We start from the raw sequence: 15,051 nt of genomic DNA on the forward strand, positions 1-15,051 counted from the left end.
CCTTCTCAGAAGGGGTTAAGAACGGCCAAACCTCCTTGCCAACTGGCGGACCCCAGTCGACCGGCGCATGCCGATTCTCTGGGGTGATGGCCGCGATCAGGGCGTCCAGATCAATCTCCGGCGTGTCCATCAGATCCCTACCACGCGGCCAACCGCTTCGAGGGTGTGATCGTCGCGTTCACGAACAATGCCCAGGGAGAAGCCGGGCTTCTTCTTCTCGGCGTAGGCCACCGCCAGCAGGGCGAACGCCCGGCGCATGGCTTCGGCCTTGGTGATGCCGCTTTGCTTGGCGATGTCGGTCAGCGCGCCGTCGATCTCGTCCGACAGGTCGAGGGTAAAACGTGGCATGGCGGATGCTCTAGTCGAGGGAATTGAGTGGAAATTTTACTGCATATTGCAGCTACTGCCGCTACTCCGTCCGACCACTGGCCTGGTGCACGCCCGTCGACCTGCGGCTGTTTGGCACCCTTGCGGCAGTTGTGGTGCAGGCGCGTGGTTTCGGCTGGCCAGACCTTGGCGTAGGTAGACCTCGCCCAACGGGTCGCCGAGATCGAAGCTGGTGGTGCCATTCGTGGTCGAAGTCGCCGACGTAGAGCCGGGCGAAGACCATCAGTTCGTCCAGCACGGCGCGGCCCAGCAGCCCGCTGGCGCTCGCTGGGCGCCGACTGTGTTGTTCCAGTTCGGCACAAAGGCTCAACGCGCCTCTGCGCTGTGTGTGCCCTCCCCCCGGTTCTTTCAGGTTGTACAGCGGCGGCTGTAGGTGGCTTCGACAGTCAGGGGCAGGACGCCGTAGGCGGCGAAGCAGGACCAGTCACGGAGCATAAGACATCCAATAGCTGTGGGATACTTGGGCATGGCAGAAAAAACCGAATTCCCCCCTTCATAGTTCAGAAGTGAGCGGGACAGCTGACCGAGTCACGGCATCGGTACGGTAAAGGGCCAGTTCGCGGTAAACCGTGGCCTGCCCGACGCCAAGCTGCTTGGCAATCTCGACCTTAGTCACGCCCTCCCCCGCCAGGCGCAGTATGGCCGCGCGTTTTTCCTCGTGGATTGGCTTACGTCCCTTGTATTTGCCGGCCTTCTGCGCTTTGCCGATCCCCTCGCGCTGCCGCTCCAGCATCATTTCCCGCTCAAACTGGGCAATCCCTCCCAACACGGTCAGGATTAACTTGCCGGTGGGCGTGCTGGTGTCCAGCCCCAGATTGAGAATCTTGACCTCAACCTTTTTCAGTTCCAATCGGTACAGTGTCTGCAGCAGGTCGGTGATCGAGCGAGCCAGCCGGTCGAGCTTAGTGACCACAAAGGTATCCCCCACACGGGCAAACTCAATGGCCGCTTCAAGCTGGACGCGCTGGGCCACGGACGATACCTGTTCTTTAAATATTTTTTCACAACCACATCGTTCTAATTCGCGCAACTGGGCTTCAAAACCAGCTTCTTGTTCGATGGTTGAAGTACGTGCATAGCCTATATCCATAGGTTTTCTCCCACATATGTTTAAGACTCTGTGATAGCCCACCTCCCAAATAAATTAACCCACTTATATGAGAGGTTTAGGTAGGGCTTCGCCTGCTATCACAAGGGCCGGCTCTATTTGGAGATTGCATAACGTTTTTTTTACACTGATGGACTCTCACCAATGCATAGACGATCGGCTCGCCCAGGCTGATGCATTTCTTTGCGGCCGTGTTCATCAGTGACCGCACCTCGATGGACGCAATATACGAACTGGTCGTATTTGCCACTACCTGAACGCGGCTCTGTTAATTTTTTGTGGACGGACCAATTAAGTCAGCCCTCTCCTGGGCAACTCGGATTGCTGTTCTAGGCATAAAAAAAATAATCCTCCGATGTAGTGCTGCGCTCTTTTATAAAATTGCAACCTCCAGTTATTTAAGCACAACCAATAGCAGCAATAAATACATACAACACCATGAACCAGATTAGTTTGAAATATACCAAAACACCAACCACATCATATGTTATAGAAATAACTCAACGTACCATCAGGTACCCCACCCACGACTTTTTTACGATTGCTTCTTCTAGCCCGACTGCTCAGGCCCACTCAACATTTTCAACTAATCCAAAATCCCAGATGTACTCAGTACAGGTTTTAAACAAATATCACGCAAAATCTAAAAATACACACTCTGTTACAATGGGTACCAAGCAGCACATGATTCTTTATAAAAATCAATCGATTACAAACACAAACCATCACCAAACCCCTCTATTGATGAATGATTCGCCCACCCAAAAGTGACGACCTTTACGCAGAAATGCGAGATCATCGACTATTCTAAAATAGTGTTAACCAACACACTACACAACAACAAAATTGGGGGACACCAATATGACTACCAATAAGAAAATTACTACTAAACCCAGCTGGGATGCTAATGACATGGTGATTAAAGCAATAAAACCCGGCTGCTTGGCATTCGAGAATTTGATACAAGATCCTGCAACGCGGGGCACCCAATGCCAGGAATCTACCCTGATCTACGATTCTTTGGCATTGCGTTACAACAAGGCCGAACCGGGCGAACTGCTAATGGTAGAGCTGCCGAACAAGCCGAGTACCAGCAACTTACGCAAAACCTTCGAGAATCGCGGGATGAAGGAAGGCGACTACCGCTTGTTCCGTCCGATGCGCGACGAACGCGGTAAACCCTTCCCAAAAAACATGCGCCCTTTGGTTTTGCAGCGCCTCACCGACAAAATGATGCGGATGATTCAGCCTTCCCAGGCCATCGCTGCGCGGTTTGCCGAAGAAGCCGAAGAACGAGGGGTCTCATACAACTTCGCGCAAGGTGAAAATCCAGTAAAACCGGGGCCTGCAGAGGAGATTTCGGCAGGAAATCAAGACCTGGTTAATACTTGAAAACGTAAGGATCGATTGCGGGTGACCGCCCCAGTTGAAAGGGCGGCATTCAAGTTTAATGCCCGGCTTGTCCGGCAATTTTGCCTCTTCACTTCGGTACTAGAGACGGAGCCCCTTGGTTTTCAAGGGTGCGACCTGGAAACCAAAATGACAAAAAAGCCTCCCAGAACCACCGGGGAAAGGATGACTGCTGACAAACGCTTGGCGTTTATCCGCCGCATCGCCAAAACCCACGGTTTGTCCCACCAAGACCTCACAAAATACACCGGGTATCTGCTTGACACCGTGTCAGGCTGGTTTACCTCATGCGACTCCCTCCGCCACCGACACGTCTCAGCCAGGGCGGTCGACCGCCTGCTGCTGGAGTTGGCCTTGGGTCATGTCAAAAGTAGCAAGTCAGCGGGGGAACATCAGCATGTACCACTACTACCAACGCTCTGAACATGCCGCCTGGTTTATTCTTTCCTGCCAGGGCGAAGAGAATCCGGCGGAGCTGGCCAAGGCACAGGGCGCGAAGAAGCTGACCATCCTCGCGCTGAACCAGCCGGTCAATGACGGCACCGAGGACGAGCTGCCGCGCAACCGCGACAAGATTGGCTACCGTGGTCCGCTGTATTTTGACATCGACTGCAAGGACGACCTCGGCCAGGCCATCAGCAGCGGGCAGGAACTGATCGGCAAGCTGACCCGCATGGGCGTGCCGAAAGGCTGCATCGAAATCTTTCTCTCGGGTAGCAAGGGCCTGCACATTCTGGTCAATGAGACATTTTTCACGAGCAAACGCTTCATCCTGCGCCTGCCGGAAATCTACAAGGAAATGGCCCGCAGCCTGTTCGTCATCGGCCTCGACTACTCGGTGTATTGCAGCGGCCGGGGCAACAGTTTCCGCATCGTCAACCTGCAGCGGCACGACGGCAAATACCGGGTGCCGGTGACCGCCGATGAACTGGCCGAGCTGACTGTCGAGCGTTACCGCGAGCTGGTGAAGGCGCCGCGAGTGGTGGAGGTCGACGACGCCCAAGGGCGGGTGGTGCACGAACTCAAGGCCCTGTTTGAAGGGGCCAAAAAGCGCGTCAACGCCAAGCCGAAGTTGGTGATCATCGCCTCCTCCGCCGACATGGAAGCGATCCGCGAGCCGGTGCCGGCGTGTATCCAGATGCTGAGCGACAGCGACTCGCTGAAGGTGGATGCGACCTACAACCAGGTCGCAACCCAACTGGCCACCTACATCGTCCGCGCTGGCGTGTCGCAGACGGTGGCCGAAAGCCTGGCGGCGCGGCTGGCCAGCAGTGCCAAGTCGAGCACGTACAGCACCGCCAAGTTGCGCCGCGATCACATCGAGGCGCAGATCCGCTACGTCGAACACACCCCGACGTTCGGCTTTGGTTGCAACGCGATCCGCGCCCTACTCAGCAAGCGTCCGTGTGAAGGCTGCGCGATCGAAGCTGGGGCCAATCGCGGTGGTGATCAGGACGCCGGCCTGTGCGCCGTGGTCGAACCCGATGGCTATTACATCCGGCAAGGCGACGGCAAGCGGCGGATCTGCAACTTCACCCTACAGCCGATCGACGCGTTTATAGACGTGCCGCAAAACGGTACCCGGCCGCGCCGTATCGGCACCAGCATGTCGGTCCTGCAAAACGGCAACGACCTAGGCAAGATTATTTTCAAAGAGTCGGCTTTCAGCAGTCGCTCAGCGTTCCTGAAGGAACTAGAGGGCATCGAAAACCTGACGTTTCAGGGCACCGACCTCGACGTACAGAAAATCAAAATCGCTGTCTTTGGGGAGGCTCAGGACGTGGGAGAAATTATTCAAGTCTACGCCGCGGGGGTCCACCTGGACTTCGTCGATGACATGCCCCTGTTCACCTATGTTGAACCTGATATGTCGGTGAACACGGTCAAGGTACGCGGCACCCACCAGTTCCTCGGCAACCTGCTGGCCCGCCCTTATTTTGCCAACACCAGCATATGCGAGAAGGAGGATCGGGACGTTGATCAAGCATTGTTCCACCTGCTCAAGATCAACCAGAAATACGAAGTTGGCCTTCTCATCGGCTGGTGTGTCGCGGCGCACTTCAAGACCCACTTAATGCACCTGTTTAGCCAGTTCCCGACTCTCTCGCTGTGGGGTAGTGCTGGCGCCGGCAAGTCGAAGACCGCTGGTCTGATCACATGGCTCAACGGCACCGACTACATGCAGAAAGACTCCGGGGTCAGCGCACCGTCGACCTCGCCCTACGGCATGCTGGATTACCTGTCGAACACCACGACGGTGCCTCGCATCATCGAAGAGTTCAATAAAAGCAAGATGACCAGTAAGGCATACAAGGATGTGGGCGAACGCGTCAAGCAGGCATGGAACGGCGAGGCAACCCTGAAAGGTCGGTTGGGAGGGCCAGTCATGGGCCGCACCAATACAGAAGCCTTCGCCATCCCGTTGTCGGCACCGTTGATTGTCATTTCAGAGCAAGAGATTGAGATGCCGGCGTTGCAGGAACGCAGCATTCGCGTTCATCTAACCAAACTCAAACGGAAGTACTGCCGGGAACACTTCCGGCGAGCGACCGATGGCTGCGAACACCTGCGCAGACTAGGTAAAGCGATCATGGCCACCAGCTTGACCATGTCACTTGAAGAGATCAAGCAACTGATGGAAAAAGCCTCGCTGCAACTTCCAGAAGACATGGACGACCGGCCGCGCTACTCGTATCAGGTGGTCTTGTTGGGTCTGTGGATACTCTCTGAGATTTGTGGGCAACTTCACCTGTTCAAAGCGATGCCTGAGTTGGATGCAGTGATTAAGTCGATAATCGAGCGGTATGGCGAGGATGGCGATGGCTATGTACAGAGTGAGATTGACTTGGTGCTGCAGAAGATCGCAATCATCGTGGCGATTTCGCGCAGCGCCCAGGAGCGCGGCGCCGGCCACATGCATCTGACCGAGGGCCAACACTACTCAGTAACTCCCGAGTACCTGATTCTCGACCCGGTCCTGTCCCATGCCATTTACACGCGGTATTGCAATGTGGATGACCGCAGCGCGCCGGTGATCAGCAGCGGCGTACAGTTCGCCAAGCTGATCGTCGAAGAACCCTATTTTGTGAAGTGCGAACCGTATGCCGATATGGGGGGTGGCCGTGAAATGTTGTTCCTATCGTTGAAAATGCTGCAGGAAAAGAACATCGACATCAGCCTGCTCGGCTGGGGAGGTAACCATGGAGGCAATAACTTTAACTGAGCATTTCCAGCTGGCCCGAATCAAGCGCTCCCCAGTGCTCACCTGCTTCATGCAGTTGGATAAGAAATTGTTCAAATCCAAAGTGCCAAAGATAAACCTCTGCACTCATAACCTTTGGTACAAAACGCCCTACGAACCGGACAGTGAGAAATCTGTACAGGCGGTGGGGGCCGCCCCGCATTACATCTACATGAACATCCTTAAGCTGCTTCGCGTCACCAGCAAAAACTGGAACAACACTAGCAGTGAGGGCGGCGAACACCCCAATCTCAACTTGATGCAGCGGGTCTTTGCTCTTGACCACGAACTGGCCATGGCCAGGAAGTCGATAACAGGTGCGGTATGAATACGGCCTTCCTGCTAATGGCCCAGTACAATGGCCAGGCAATCATCCCGCTTGAGCGAGTCTGCGCTGACTATTTCAGCCATCTGACGCCGGAGAAAATGAAGCTCAAGGTCGCGGCTGGCCAGATAGACCTAACACTGGTGCCAATGGAGAGCAGCCAGAAATCCGCGCGAGGTGTCCACCTGTCTGACCTGGCTGAATACCTCGACGCTCAGCGCAGCAAGGCCAAGGCCGAGCACGAAAAACTGATGGGTCGAGGTATACACCGAGCATCTTAATGGGACATGGCCCCAATCACGGGGCCAGTTAAAACTCTCTCCAACCACGGCCAATCCTTGTACGGGTCGCCATTCCCCCGCAGGTGCGTATAGCGTCGCATCGAGTTCCAATCTCGGTGGCCCGACACGCTGGCTACTTTCGGAATATCCCACCCCATTTCAAACAGCCGACTCACGCCATCATGGCGCAGGTCGTGAAAATGCAAGTCTTCGATTTCGAGGAAATGACAGGCCCGGGTAAAGGACGCGGATACGGATCTGGCATTATATGGAAACACCTCGTCGGCGATCTTCGGCATGGACCTCAATATCTTCCAAGCCTCGTCCGGAACATAACACCAAACATCGTTGCCATATTTCTGCCCAGGGTTCTTCATGTCGGTGATCAGCACCGACTGGCGAGCCTCGTCCATGGCGTCCCAACGAATCCGGGTGATCTCTTCCTGTCGACGCGTTGAGAACAGTGCGAAAGCAGTCACCCTGACCATGTCGATCTCTTGCTTACGACGCGCCCGCATATCGACAAAGTAGGTCAGGATTTTATCAAGCTCTTCCAGTGTGGGCCTACGGCCTCGCTCCTTGCTCTTTGATACGGCACCCATCTTGCGCAACACGCGGCGTGCGTCCGGCATGGCCATGGGGTCGATATCATATCCCCAGGCGGGTCGAGCAATAGATAACACTGCGCCAAAGTGTGCCAGGTCGTTACCCACGGTTTGCGGTTGAATGCCGTCGCTCTGCATCCGGTCGTTGGCGTACTCCACCAGCTTCTGGCTGGTGATGTCCTTATCTTCGAGCTTACCCAGCCAGGTTTCGCTGATAGCCTTGAGGGTGGCGCGCTTGGTCTTGCCCAGTGGCCGGAGTTTTTCATACTCCCCGAGGTAGCGCTCGATCATTTCCTTGACCGTCACGCCCTTACGGTTGGCCTTGGCAATCGCGCCAGGTTCGGCCATTTCCGTCTCGCGCCGCTTGATCCAGGCCTGAGCCGTGGTCTTACGGTCGAACGTCTGGCTTTCCTGATAAACTGTCACACCCTTTTGCATGATGCGGATCTGCGCGGTGTACGCTGCAGAGCCATCCTTGCGCTTGCGAACGGTGATTGATCCCATGGATTTTGCTACACGGCTGGTTTTAGTTGCTACATTGTAGCAACGACCATCCCAAAATAAGCAAAAACCGTAGCAAACAGTGGCAAATGAGAAGTAGCTAAATGCTGACTAAACCCGCAGAAAACCTAGAAATTCCAGCACATTCGGTATCCAGGAGGTTTTCTGTTGCACCGATGATGGATTGGACAGATAGACACTGCCGCTTCTTCCTGCGCCTATTGTCGAAAAACGCCCTGCTCTACACCGAAATGGTCACCACCGGCGCGCTGCTCAACGGCGACCACGAGCGCTTCCTGCGTCACAACGAAGCCGAACACCCGCTGGCATTGCAACTCGGCGGCAGTGTCCCGCTGGACCTGGCCGCCTGCGCGCGAATGGCGCAGGAGCATGGTTACGACGAAGTGAACCTGAATGTCGGCTGCCCGAGTGATCGGGTGCAGAACAATATGATCGGCGCGTGCCTGATGGGGCATCCGCAGTTGGTGGCCGATTGTGTGAAGGCGATGCGCGATGCGGTGTCGATTCCGGTGACGGTCAAGCATCGAATCGGGATCAACGGGCGAGACAGTTACGAAGAGTTGTGTGATTTCGTCGGTACGGTGCGGGATGCCGGCTGCACCAGTTTTACCGTGCACGCGCGGATAGCGATTCTGGAGGGGTTGTCGCCGAAGGAGAACCGGGACATTCCACCTCTGCGTTATGACGTGGCGGCGCAGTTGAAGGCGGATTTTCCGGAGCTGGAGATTATCCTGAACGGCGGGATCAAGACGCTGGAGGCCTGCCACGAGCATTTGCAGACGTTCGACGGCGTCATGCTGGGCCGTGAGGCGTATCACAACCCTTATGTGATGGCCGAGGTGGATCAGCAGCTGTTCGGCAGCTCGGCGCCTGTGATCAGCCGGGCTGAGGCGCTGGCGCAGTTGCGTCCTTATATAGCGGCGCACATCGCTGCAGGTGGTTCGATGCACCACATCACCCGGCATGTACTCGGGCTGGGCACCGGGTTCCCGGGGGCGCGCAAGTTTCGGCAGTTACTGTCGGTGGATATTCACAAGGCCAAAGAGCCTTTGGCGTTGCTGGATCAAGCGGCGGAGCTGCTTGAGGGGCGTTAAAGGTTAGCCGCCTCCCTGCGACCAGGCTGCATGTCCTGCATGCCTGGTGCAAGTGTCAGTGCGCTGCAGCCCCGGTCCAGTCAACCCAGCCGAATACCCACGTTGCCAGAATCAGCAAACCGAATCCGATCCGGTACCAGGCGAACACGGCGTAACTGTGGGCGGCGATAAACTTGAGCAAACCACGCACGGCGATCATGGCGAAAAAGAACGCCGTCACGAAACCCAGCGCAAACACCGGCAAGTCACTGGCCAGGAACAGATCCCGATACTTATAGCCTGAATACACGGCGGCACCGACCATGGTCGGCATCGCCAGAAAGAACGAAAACTCCGTGGCAGCCTTACGCGACAGACCAAACAGTAACCCACCGATAATGGTCGACCCAGAGCGCGAAGTGCCCGGAATCATCGCCAGGCATTGCACGAAACCGACCTTGAGGGCGTCAGTCCAGCGCATGTCGTCTACATGGTCGACAGACACCACATGTTCGCGCTGCTCGGCCCACAACATGATGATGCCACCCACCACTAATGCCACTGCAACAGTGATCGGATTAAACAGATACTCATGGATCTTATTGGCGAACAACACCCCCAAGACCACTGCCGGAAGAAAACCGATTAACAGATTCAAGGTGAAACGTTGTGCATTGCGTTGGGTCGGCAAGCCGGTAACGATCTCGAGAATCTTGCGGCGGAACTCCCAGACAACCGCCAGGATCGCGCCCAATTGAATGATGATGTTGAAGGCCATGGCTCGCTCGCCGCCGAAGCCGAGCAAGTCCGCGACGATAATCTGGTGCCCTGTACTTGATATCGGCAAGAACTCCGTCAGACCTTCGACCATCCCTAAAATCAACACTGTTATGGTTGTCCAAAGATCCATCAATCCCCCTCATCGACAAATACCGTTGCGTCGACCTCGCACTAATTCAACGCCAACACGAGAGTAAAGCGCATTAGAGCGATTAATAAAACTCAATGTTATGAAATGTCCATGGCCGCCACCACCAATACCAACGTTATATAACGGTTAATATTGGAGAGTGCCGAGCCAGACAAGAGCAAAAAATCGCACTTGAAACCACAAAACCCTACCGCCTCATGACGCCCAACCAAAAAAAGTCAGGTGGCTGAAACTTTAGCGACATGCGCGGTCATATGGCTGCGAAAATGCGGGGCATTGGACCAATAGATGGCACAATGCTATACCTCATCAACCCACGAGATTGCCATCGATCATGAGGCTCCTCGAACCACCGGCGGGCAAACGATCACGTCAGAATCACCGACAATGTTAAAAAAACGAGACGGCCGTCTGAAAAAACAGTGAAATGTTACCAATTGTCAGTCACAAGCGGGAATTGGTGCTTTAACATTCGAATGCCAGCACCCATCCGAGTCAAAGCATGATGCTTACAGGGAAAATAACGACTACAAGCCACAGCGACGTGAAGGAGGAGACAGGTATTCTCACCATTGGGCGAACCCACACGCTAGCTGAGGGCTTTAGGGAATTAGTCGCAAGCCACGTAGGCCAGGATATTGCCGTTGATGCAATGTGCTATAGCAACTCATTCAAAAGAAACAAGAATTCTAATTCATACCGTGCAATTTTTATCGTTATCGACAGCCCTCAGGCGTTTGTTGAAAGCCTCACCCTGGTAGAAAACATTCGCGCCGATAATCTGGCGTCAATAATTTTCATCGCCATCACCGGTAGAGGCACCTACAACAAGATGAAATACTATCTTGCCGGGGCCGACTACTGTATTAATTGCGACACCTTTGCAGACGAAAATACTGACGCACTGTCCGAGTTTTTTAGCAGTCCAGAATGGCAAAAAAAGCAAAATCTGCTTTTGGACCCCACTCGCATGTGCCTGATTGGCGACCATAAAAAACTGGACGTATCGTTTGCGGAAATGAAGATTCTCGAGGCTTTTTCTCAAACAAAGAACCAAATATTGAGCCATGATGAAATCGCCAGGATCATGGGGCTGAATATAAATTTTTATGACCCAAGAGCCTTGGAAAAGTCGATCAGCCGCCTTCGCGGCAAAATAAAAGACATGTATGGCAGCAACGCCATTCAAAGTATTCGTGGGCATGGATATCGTTTAATCAGGGGTCTGATCTCGACAACCTGATTCTAAATGTAGAAGGGAGTTTCTGTATTATGAACGCAACAGGGAGCGTGCGACTCTACGGTCACGCAGAGCATTACCTGTCTCGACAATTGATTCTCACTCGGGATGACTGCCCGTTTGGCAGCGAGATCAGAATACATTTTGACGACTCCGCTTGCGCGTCCCGCGCGCCAGAGGCGCATCAGATGAGCGGGATCTACAGTGAAGTACTGATGCAGACCAGGCTGATTGCCTTCTCGCTGAAAGATCACAACACCACCAACGGAAATAAATACCTGAGCCGTAGATTTGTTTGCGTAGGGCAGTCAGATCTCGCCAACTCTGCGCTCACGGAGGAGCTGATACAGTCCGGCGCCGCTCTGCGCGAATTTGGCCAGACACTGGTTGTTGCGCTCAATGAGCTCCCCCTGTCGGCAATCAGCTTCGCAGAAAAAAAGAAAATCCTTCACAACGTATATTTGTTGAAAGATCACGGCATAGAAATCGCGCTCGACGACTACAACATCGACGACGAAAGTATCGAAATCTTTACCACCCTGAATCTATTCGACTATATAAAGATCTCCACCGCCTCTCTAGACTTGAGCCTCAAGCTCAGTGGCAACCCAGAGTTATTCAATCGTCTCCACGAACGCATGACCATGCTCACTCACAACACAAAAGTCTCCTTTATAGCGGACAGAGTCGAGCATGCTGCTAGCCATATACTGGCACGTGCACTGCCCTTTGATTACTTTCAAGGGAGTCATTACTCCCCTGCTGACAACCTTTAAACCAAATTCAAGACGTGCAACTCAGGAGAGAGCCATGGATAGCAGCACAAACCTCCCTAGAAAATACTTTGTCGTGGTTACTCACAACCCCGCACTGCAACTGGAGCTTGAGGCATTACTGTCCAGCAAGCGATACAACAGTTACGGCACGTCACAGGCAAAAATGTTTTTTGAAGGCGTTGCCCCGCCCACCTCCGCCCCCAAGCTTATGGAGATTATTTCCCCGCAAATGGCCAGAATGGTTCCGCCGGTTATCAAGCATGATACCCAGCGCATACTTTCGACGTTCAAGTCCGAATGGCAAGCTGCCCAATCCGTAACGAAATTTACTCACTTCACATCAACCGTAGACAGCTCCAGGGAAGACACCAGGGAATTCGTTTCCCAGCCAGCCAAACCGCACACTCCAGCGACTGAAACCTGGCGACTGAGTGATGGCAGTGGCGCGTTGATCAAAGATGACGTGGAAATTGTCTTGACTGGCCTGGAGGCCACCCTGCTTAAAAAAATGCTGCACCATGAAGATCGCGTGGTCAGCAAGGACGACCTTATCCGCAGCATCGGTAGAGAACCTGAACAATATCGGGGTCTCGAAATGTGCCTGAGTCGACTACAGGAAAAATTTAAAAACGCCAGTAACGGCGAACGCCTTTTTCGTGCAGTGAGGAATCGTGGGTACTGCGTGATACAAAAAATCGTACGCGTAAAAATCTAGCCTGAGAAATTCAGATTTTCGCCTCGGCAGTGCAATACAACAATAATAAAGCACGCCAATTTATCTTCCCTGCATCTCCCCCCCTCCCTCTATAAAGCCGCGTTAAAAAGGTTTAAGTCAGACTATTTCTAACGCCATTCTCACCCAGATATATCAACAAGATACACCGCCCGCTCGTTAAAAGTCGTCAGACAGTGCCCGCACTAATAATTTAACCTATGAACTGATGACAGCGCCGCCCGTGTGGCGTTTCGGTCGTCAACGCATCGCCATCTAGTATGAACAATAACTCTTAGCGCATTAATTTTGGCTCTTGTTTGTCGAAACACGAATGGACGTATTTTGGGGATATCGTATGGTTAACAATCTTCGTATCAATCGAAATACCACCCTCAAAGGACTGACCTTCTGGGGACAGTGGGCACTGGGCCAGGGCTTTGTTGTCGCCCTGTTACTTCTATTGGTTTATTACCAGACTGGAACGGTAGAATTCTATTATCGAGTATGCGCAACGCTTACTGTGCTTGCATCGGTTCCGGCCTATACATGGTGCGGCGCCTATGCAAAAAAGGACAATTACCTGGAGGGGTTGATAAGACTACTGATGGGTTGGTCAATGACACTGGCAGCGTTAGCTATTGTCGCCTTTCTCTGTAAGGCCAACGAACTGTTTTCTCGTCAAATCATCCTGATATGGGCTTTCTGCAGCTACATCGGGCAGGCGTTGTTGTACGTCCCACTGCATGGTTTTTCGAAGTACTACCAACGGGCGCTGCAAATTGAGCGTAGAACGCTGATTGTTGGTACTGGCGAGCTGGCACTGGGCCTGGCTAACAAGCTTCGTGCCCTCGAGCACTTCCCGTTGGTCGGCCTGGTAAGCTCCGACACCACTCTCTTGCTGGAGGCGGGTATGCCACCTGTCGTAGGCCCGCAAGAGGAACTGCTTGAACTGATCAAGACCCATGACATCCGACGCCTGTACATCACGCTCCCCCTGAGTGAAGCGGCACAAATCGAAGAAATGTATGTCGATTTGCTGGATGCCAACGTCGATGTGGTCTGGGTCCCGGACTTGAACAGCCTGACGCTGCTCAATCACTCGGTCAGTGATGTGGATGGCATGCCGGCAATCCATTTGATTGAATGCCCGCTGAGCAGCCAACCCACTGCCGCACTGAGTAAAAGCCTGTTCGATAAAAGCCTGGCGCTGATGGCCATTGTCGCTCTAAGCCCGTTACTGCTGATCATTGGCCTGGCCGTCAAATTCACCTCCCATGGCCCGGTGTTTTTCAAACAGGACCGCCACGGGTGGAACGGGAAGGTCATCAAGGTCTGGAAGTTTCGCTCGATGCGCGTACACGACGATCACGAGGTCAAGCAAGCCAGCCGTAACGACTCGCGGATCACCCCGATCGGGCGCTTTATCCGCCGCACTTCCATCGATGAGTTGCCGCAATTGTTCAACGTCTTGCAGGGCCATATGGCGCTGGTCGGGCCACGCCCTCATGCCGTTGCGCACAATAACTACTACTCCGGCAAGATTCTCGCCTACATGGCGCGCCACCGAATCAAACCGGGGATCACCGGGCTGGCTCAAATCAACGGTTGCCGCGGCGAGACCGACACCATCGACAAGATGCAGAAACGCGTCGAGATCGATCTCAAGTACATCAATAACTGGTCGTTGTGGCTGGATGTGAAAATCCTGGTGAAGACACCGTTCACCCTGCTGTCAAAAGATATTTATTGATGATGCACCTGCAGGCTAACCAAGCGACGCAAGCCATTTGCGCAGTGCGTTAGCCTCGTCACGCGTGGCTGGATCTTCACCAGCCACGCCTGCAACTGCAGCAACAGCGACAGGTTGTTCTGCTGTCGACCTTCGCGGCGATGTTCATCGCCAACTTCTTTTAAATCTCCGCTCGATACCGTACAGCTTGTTGACCCGATTCAGGGCGATATCGGCATGCCCGAACTGACCTTCAGGCAGGCGCAACGGCAGCAGTCCACCGCAAAAAAAGCGTGGGCACGCTCCCCTGTAGGAGCTGGCTTGTCGGGTCGCCGCATCGCAGCGATGGTCGATAACGATAACGCGTGTGAACCGGATAAACGCGGCGTCCTTGAGTCCATCGCCGGCAAGCCGACTCCTACAGCTCCCCGGGAAGTCACTTCATTTTCAACCAGGACGCGGTCTTGTAGGAGCTGGCTTGCCAGCGAAGGTCGTTAACGATAACGCGAGTAAACCGGATAAATGCGGCGTCCTTGAGTCCATCGCCGGCAAGCCGGCTCCTACAGTTCCCCCGGGAAGTCACTTCATTTTCAACCAGGACGCAGTCTGTAGGAGCTGGCTTGCCAGCGATGGTCGATAACGATAACGCGTGCGAACCGGATAAACGCGGCGTACTTGAGTCCATCGCCAGCAAGCTGGCTCCTACAG

The 15,051-nt window shown here is 54.0% G+C and carries 13 protein-coding genes and 1 pseudogene; 9 read left to right on the plus strand and 5 right to left on the minus strand.

The window, feature by feature from the left end; all coding sequences use genetic code 11:
• Positions 1-129: 129 nt before the first annotated feature.
• Both AC1DXW_RS14225 and AC1DXW_RS14230 read right to left on the minus strand, forming a co-directional pair.
• Positions 130-348: a ribbon-helix-helix protein, CopG family gene (locus AC1DXW_RS14225; RefSeq protein ID WP_217857771.1), complete on the minus strand. Its 219-nt coding sequence runs from the start codon at positions 346-348 to the stop codon at positions 130-132.
• Between the two features lie 532 nt (positions 349-880).
• Positions 881-1,477, minus strand: a complete 597-nt coding sequence (locus tag AC1DXW_RS14230) for a recombinase family protein (RefSeq protein WP_477756134.1) — start codon at positions 1,475-1,477, stop codon at positions 881-883.
• 879 nt (positions 1,478-2,356) lie between these two features.
• Between AC1DXW_RS14230 and AC1DXW_RS14235 the strand changes: the two genes are divergently transcribed.
• From AC1DXW_RS14235 to AC1DXW_RS14250, 4 genes are all read left to right on the plus strand, one after another.
• Complete coding sequence (locus tag AC1DXW_RS14235) at positions 2,357-2,887, plus strand: hypothetical protein (protein ID WP_477757115.1); 531 nt, start codon at positions 2,357-2,359, stop codon at positions 2,885-2,887.
• Positions 2,888-3,164: 277 nt separating this feature from the next.
• Positions 3,165-6,128: a hypothetical protein gene (locus tag AC1DXW_RS14240; RefSeq protein WP_477760116.1), complete on the plus strand. Its 2,964-nt coding sequence runs from the start codon at positions 3,165-3,167 to the stop codon at positions 6,126-6,128.
• Entirely contained in the window at positions 6,106-6,474 is a 369-nt protein-coding gene (locus AC1DXW_RS14245) for a hypothetical protein (protein WP_477760117.1), read from the plus strand. The genes AC1DXW_RS14240 and AC1DXW_RS14245 overlap by 23 nt, the downstream gene beginning before the upstream one ends.
• Positions 6,471-6,752 (plus strand): pyocin activator PrtN family protein, encoded by a 282-nt coding sequence (locus AC1DXW_RS14250; RefSeq protein ID WP_477756170.1) that lies wholly within the window; start codon positions 6,471-6,473, stop codon positions 6,750-6,752. Before AC1DXW_RS14245 ends, AC1DXW_RS14250 begins: the two co-directional genes overlap by 4 nt.
• Here the strand turns inward: AC1DXW_RS14250 and AC1DXW_RS14255 are convergent.
• Positions 6,749-7,861: a tyrosine-type recombinase/integrase gene (locus AC1DXW_RS14255; RefSeq protein WP_477756169.1), complete on the minus strand. Its 1,113-nt coding sequence runs from the start codon at positions 7,859-7,861 to the stop codon at positions 6,749-6,751. The two genes, AC1DXW_RS14250 and AC1DXW_RS14255, sit on opposite strands and share 4 nt — an antisense overlap.
• A 101-nt stretch (positions 7,862-7,962) precedes the next feature.
• Here AC1DXW_RS14255 and dusA point away from each other — a divergent pair, with 101 nt between their 5' ends.
• On the plus strand, positions 7,963-8,973 hold the full coding sequence (gene dusA / locus AC1DXW_RS14260; RefSeq protein ID WP_477760118.1) for a tRNA dihydrouridine(20/20a) synthase DusA: 1,011 nt from the start codon (positions 7,963-7,965) through the stop codon (positions 8,971-8,973).
• 55 nt (positions 8,974-9,028) lie between these two features.
• Here dusA and AC1DXW_RS14265 read toward each other — a convergent pair whose 3' ends face one another.
• Positions 9,029-9,862, minus strand: coding sequence for an undecaprenyl-diphosphate phosphatase (locus AC1DXW_RS14265; RefSeq protein WP_477756907.1), 834 nt, complete (start codon positions 9,860-9,862; stop codon positions 9,029-9,031).
• Between the two features lie 523 nt (positions 9,863-10,385).
• Between AC1DXW_RS14265 and AC1DXW_RS14270 the strand changes: the two genes are divergently transcribed.
• From AC1DXW_RS14270 to AC1DXW_RS14285, 4 genes are all read left to right on the plus strand, one after another.
• Complete coding sequence (locus AC1DXW_RS14270) at positions 10,386-11,126, plus strand: winged helix-turn-helix domain-containing protein (RefSeq protein WP_477760119.1); 741 nt, start codon at positions 10,386-10,388, stop codon at positions 11,124-11,126.
• A gap of 185 nt (positions 11,127-11,311) precedes the next feature.
• The gene (locus AC1DXW_RS14275; RefSeq protein WP_477760120.1) at positions 11,312-11,899 is read left to right on the plus strand and encodes an EAL domain-containing protein; all 588 of its coding nucleotides are present in this window, start codon (positions 11,312-11,314) and stop codon (positions 11,897-11,899) included.
• 34 nt (positions 11,900-11,933) lie between these two features.
• Positions 11,934-12,614, plus strand: a complete 681-nt coding sequence (locus AC1DXW_RS14280; RefSeq protein WP_477756690.1) for a winged helix-turn-helix domain-containing protein — start codon at positions 11,934-11,936, stop codon at positions 12,612-12,614.
• 355 nt (positions 12,615-12,969) lie between these two features.
• Complete coding sequence (locus tag AC1DXW_RS14285; protein ID WP_477760122.1) at positions 12,970-14,364, plus strand: undecaprenyl-phosphate glucose phosphotransferase; 1,395 nt, start codon at positions 12,970-12,972, stop codon at positions 14,362-14,364.
• Between the two features lie 415 nt (positions 14,365-14,779).
• Here AC1DXW_RS14285 and AC1DXW_RS14290 read toward each other — a convergent pair.
• Positions 14,780-15,051: pseudogene (locus tag AC1DXW_RS14290) on the minus strand (hypothetical protein); the annotation flags it as partial.

Source organism: Pseudomonas sp. P4_C4 (assembly GCF_056402055.1).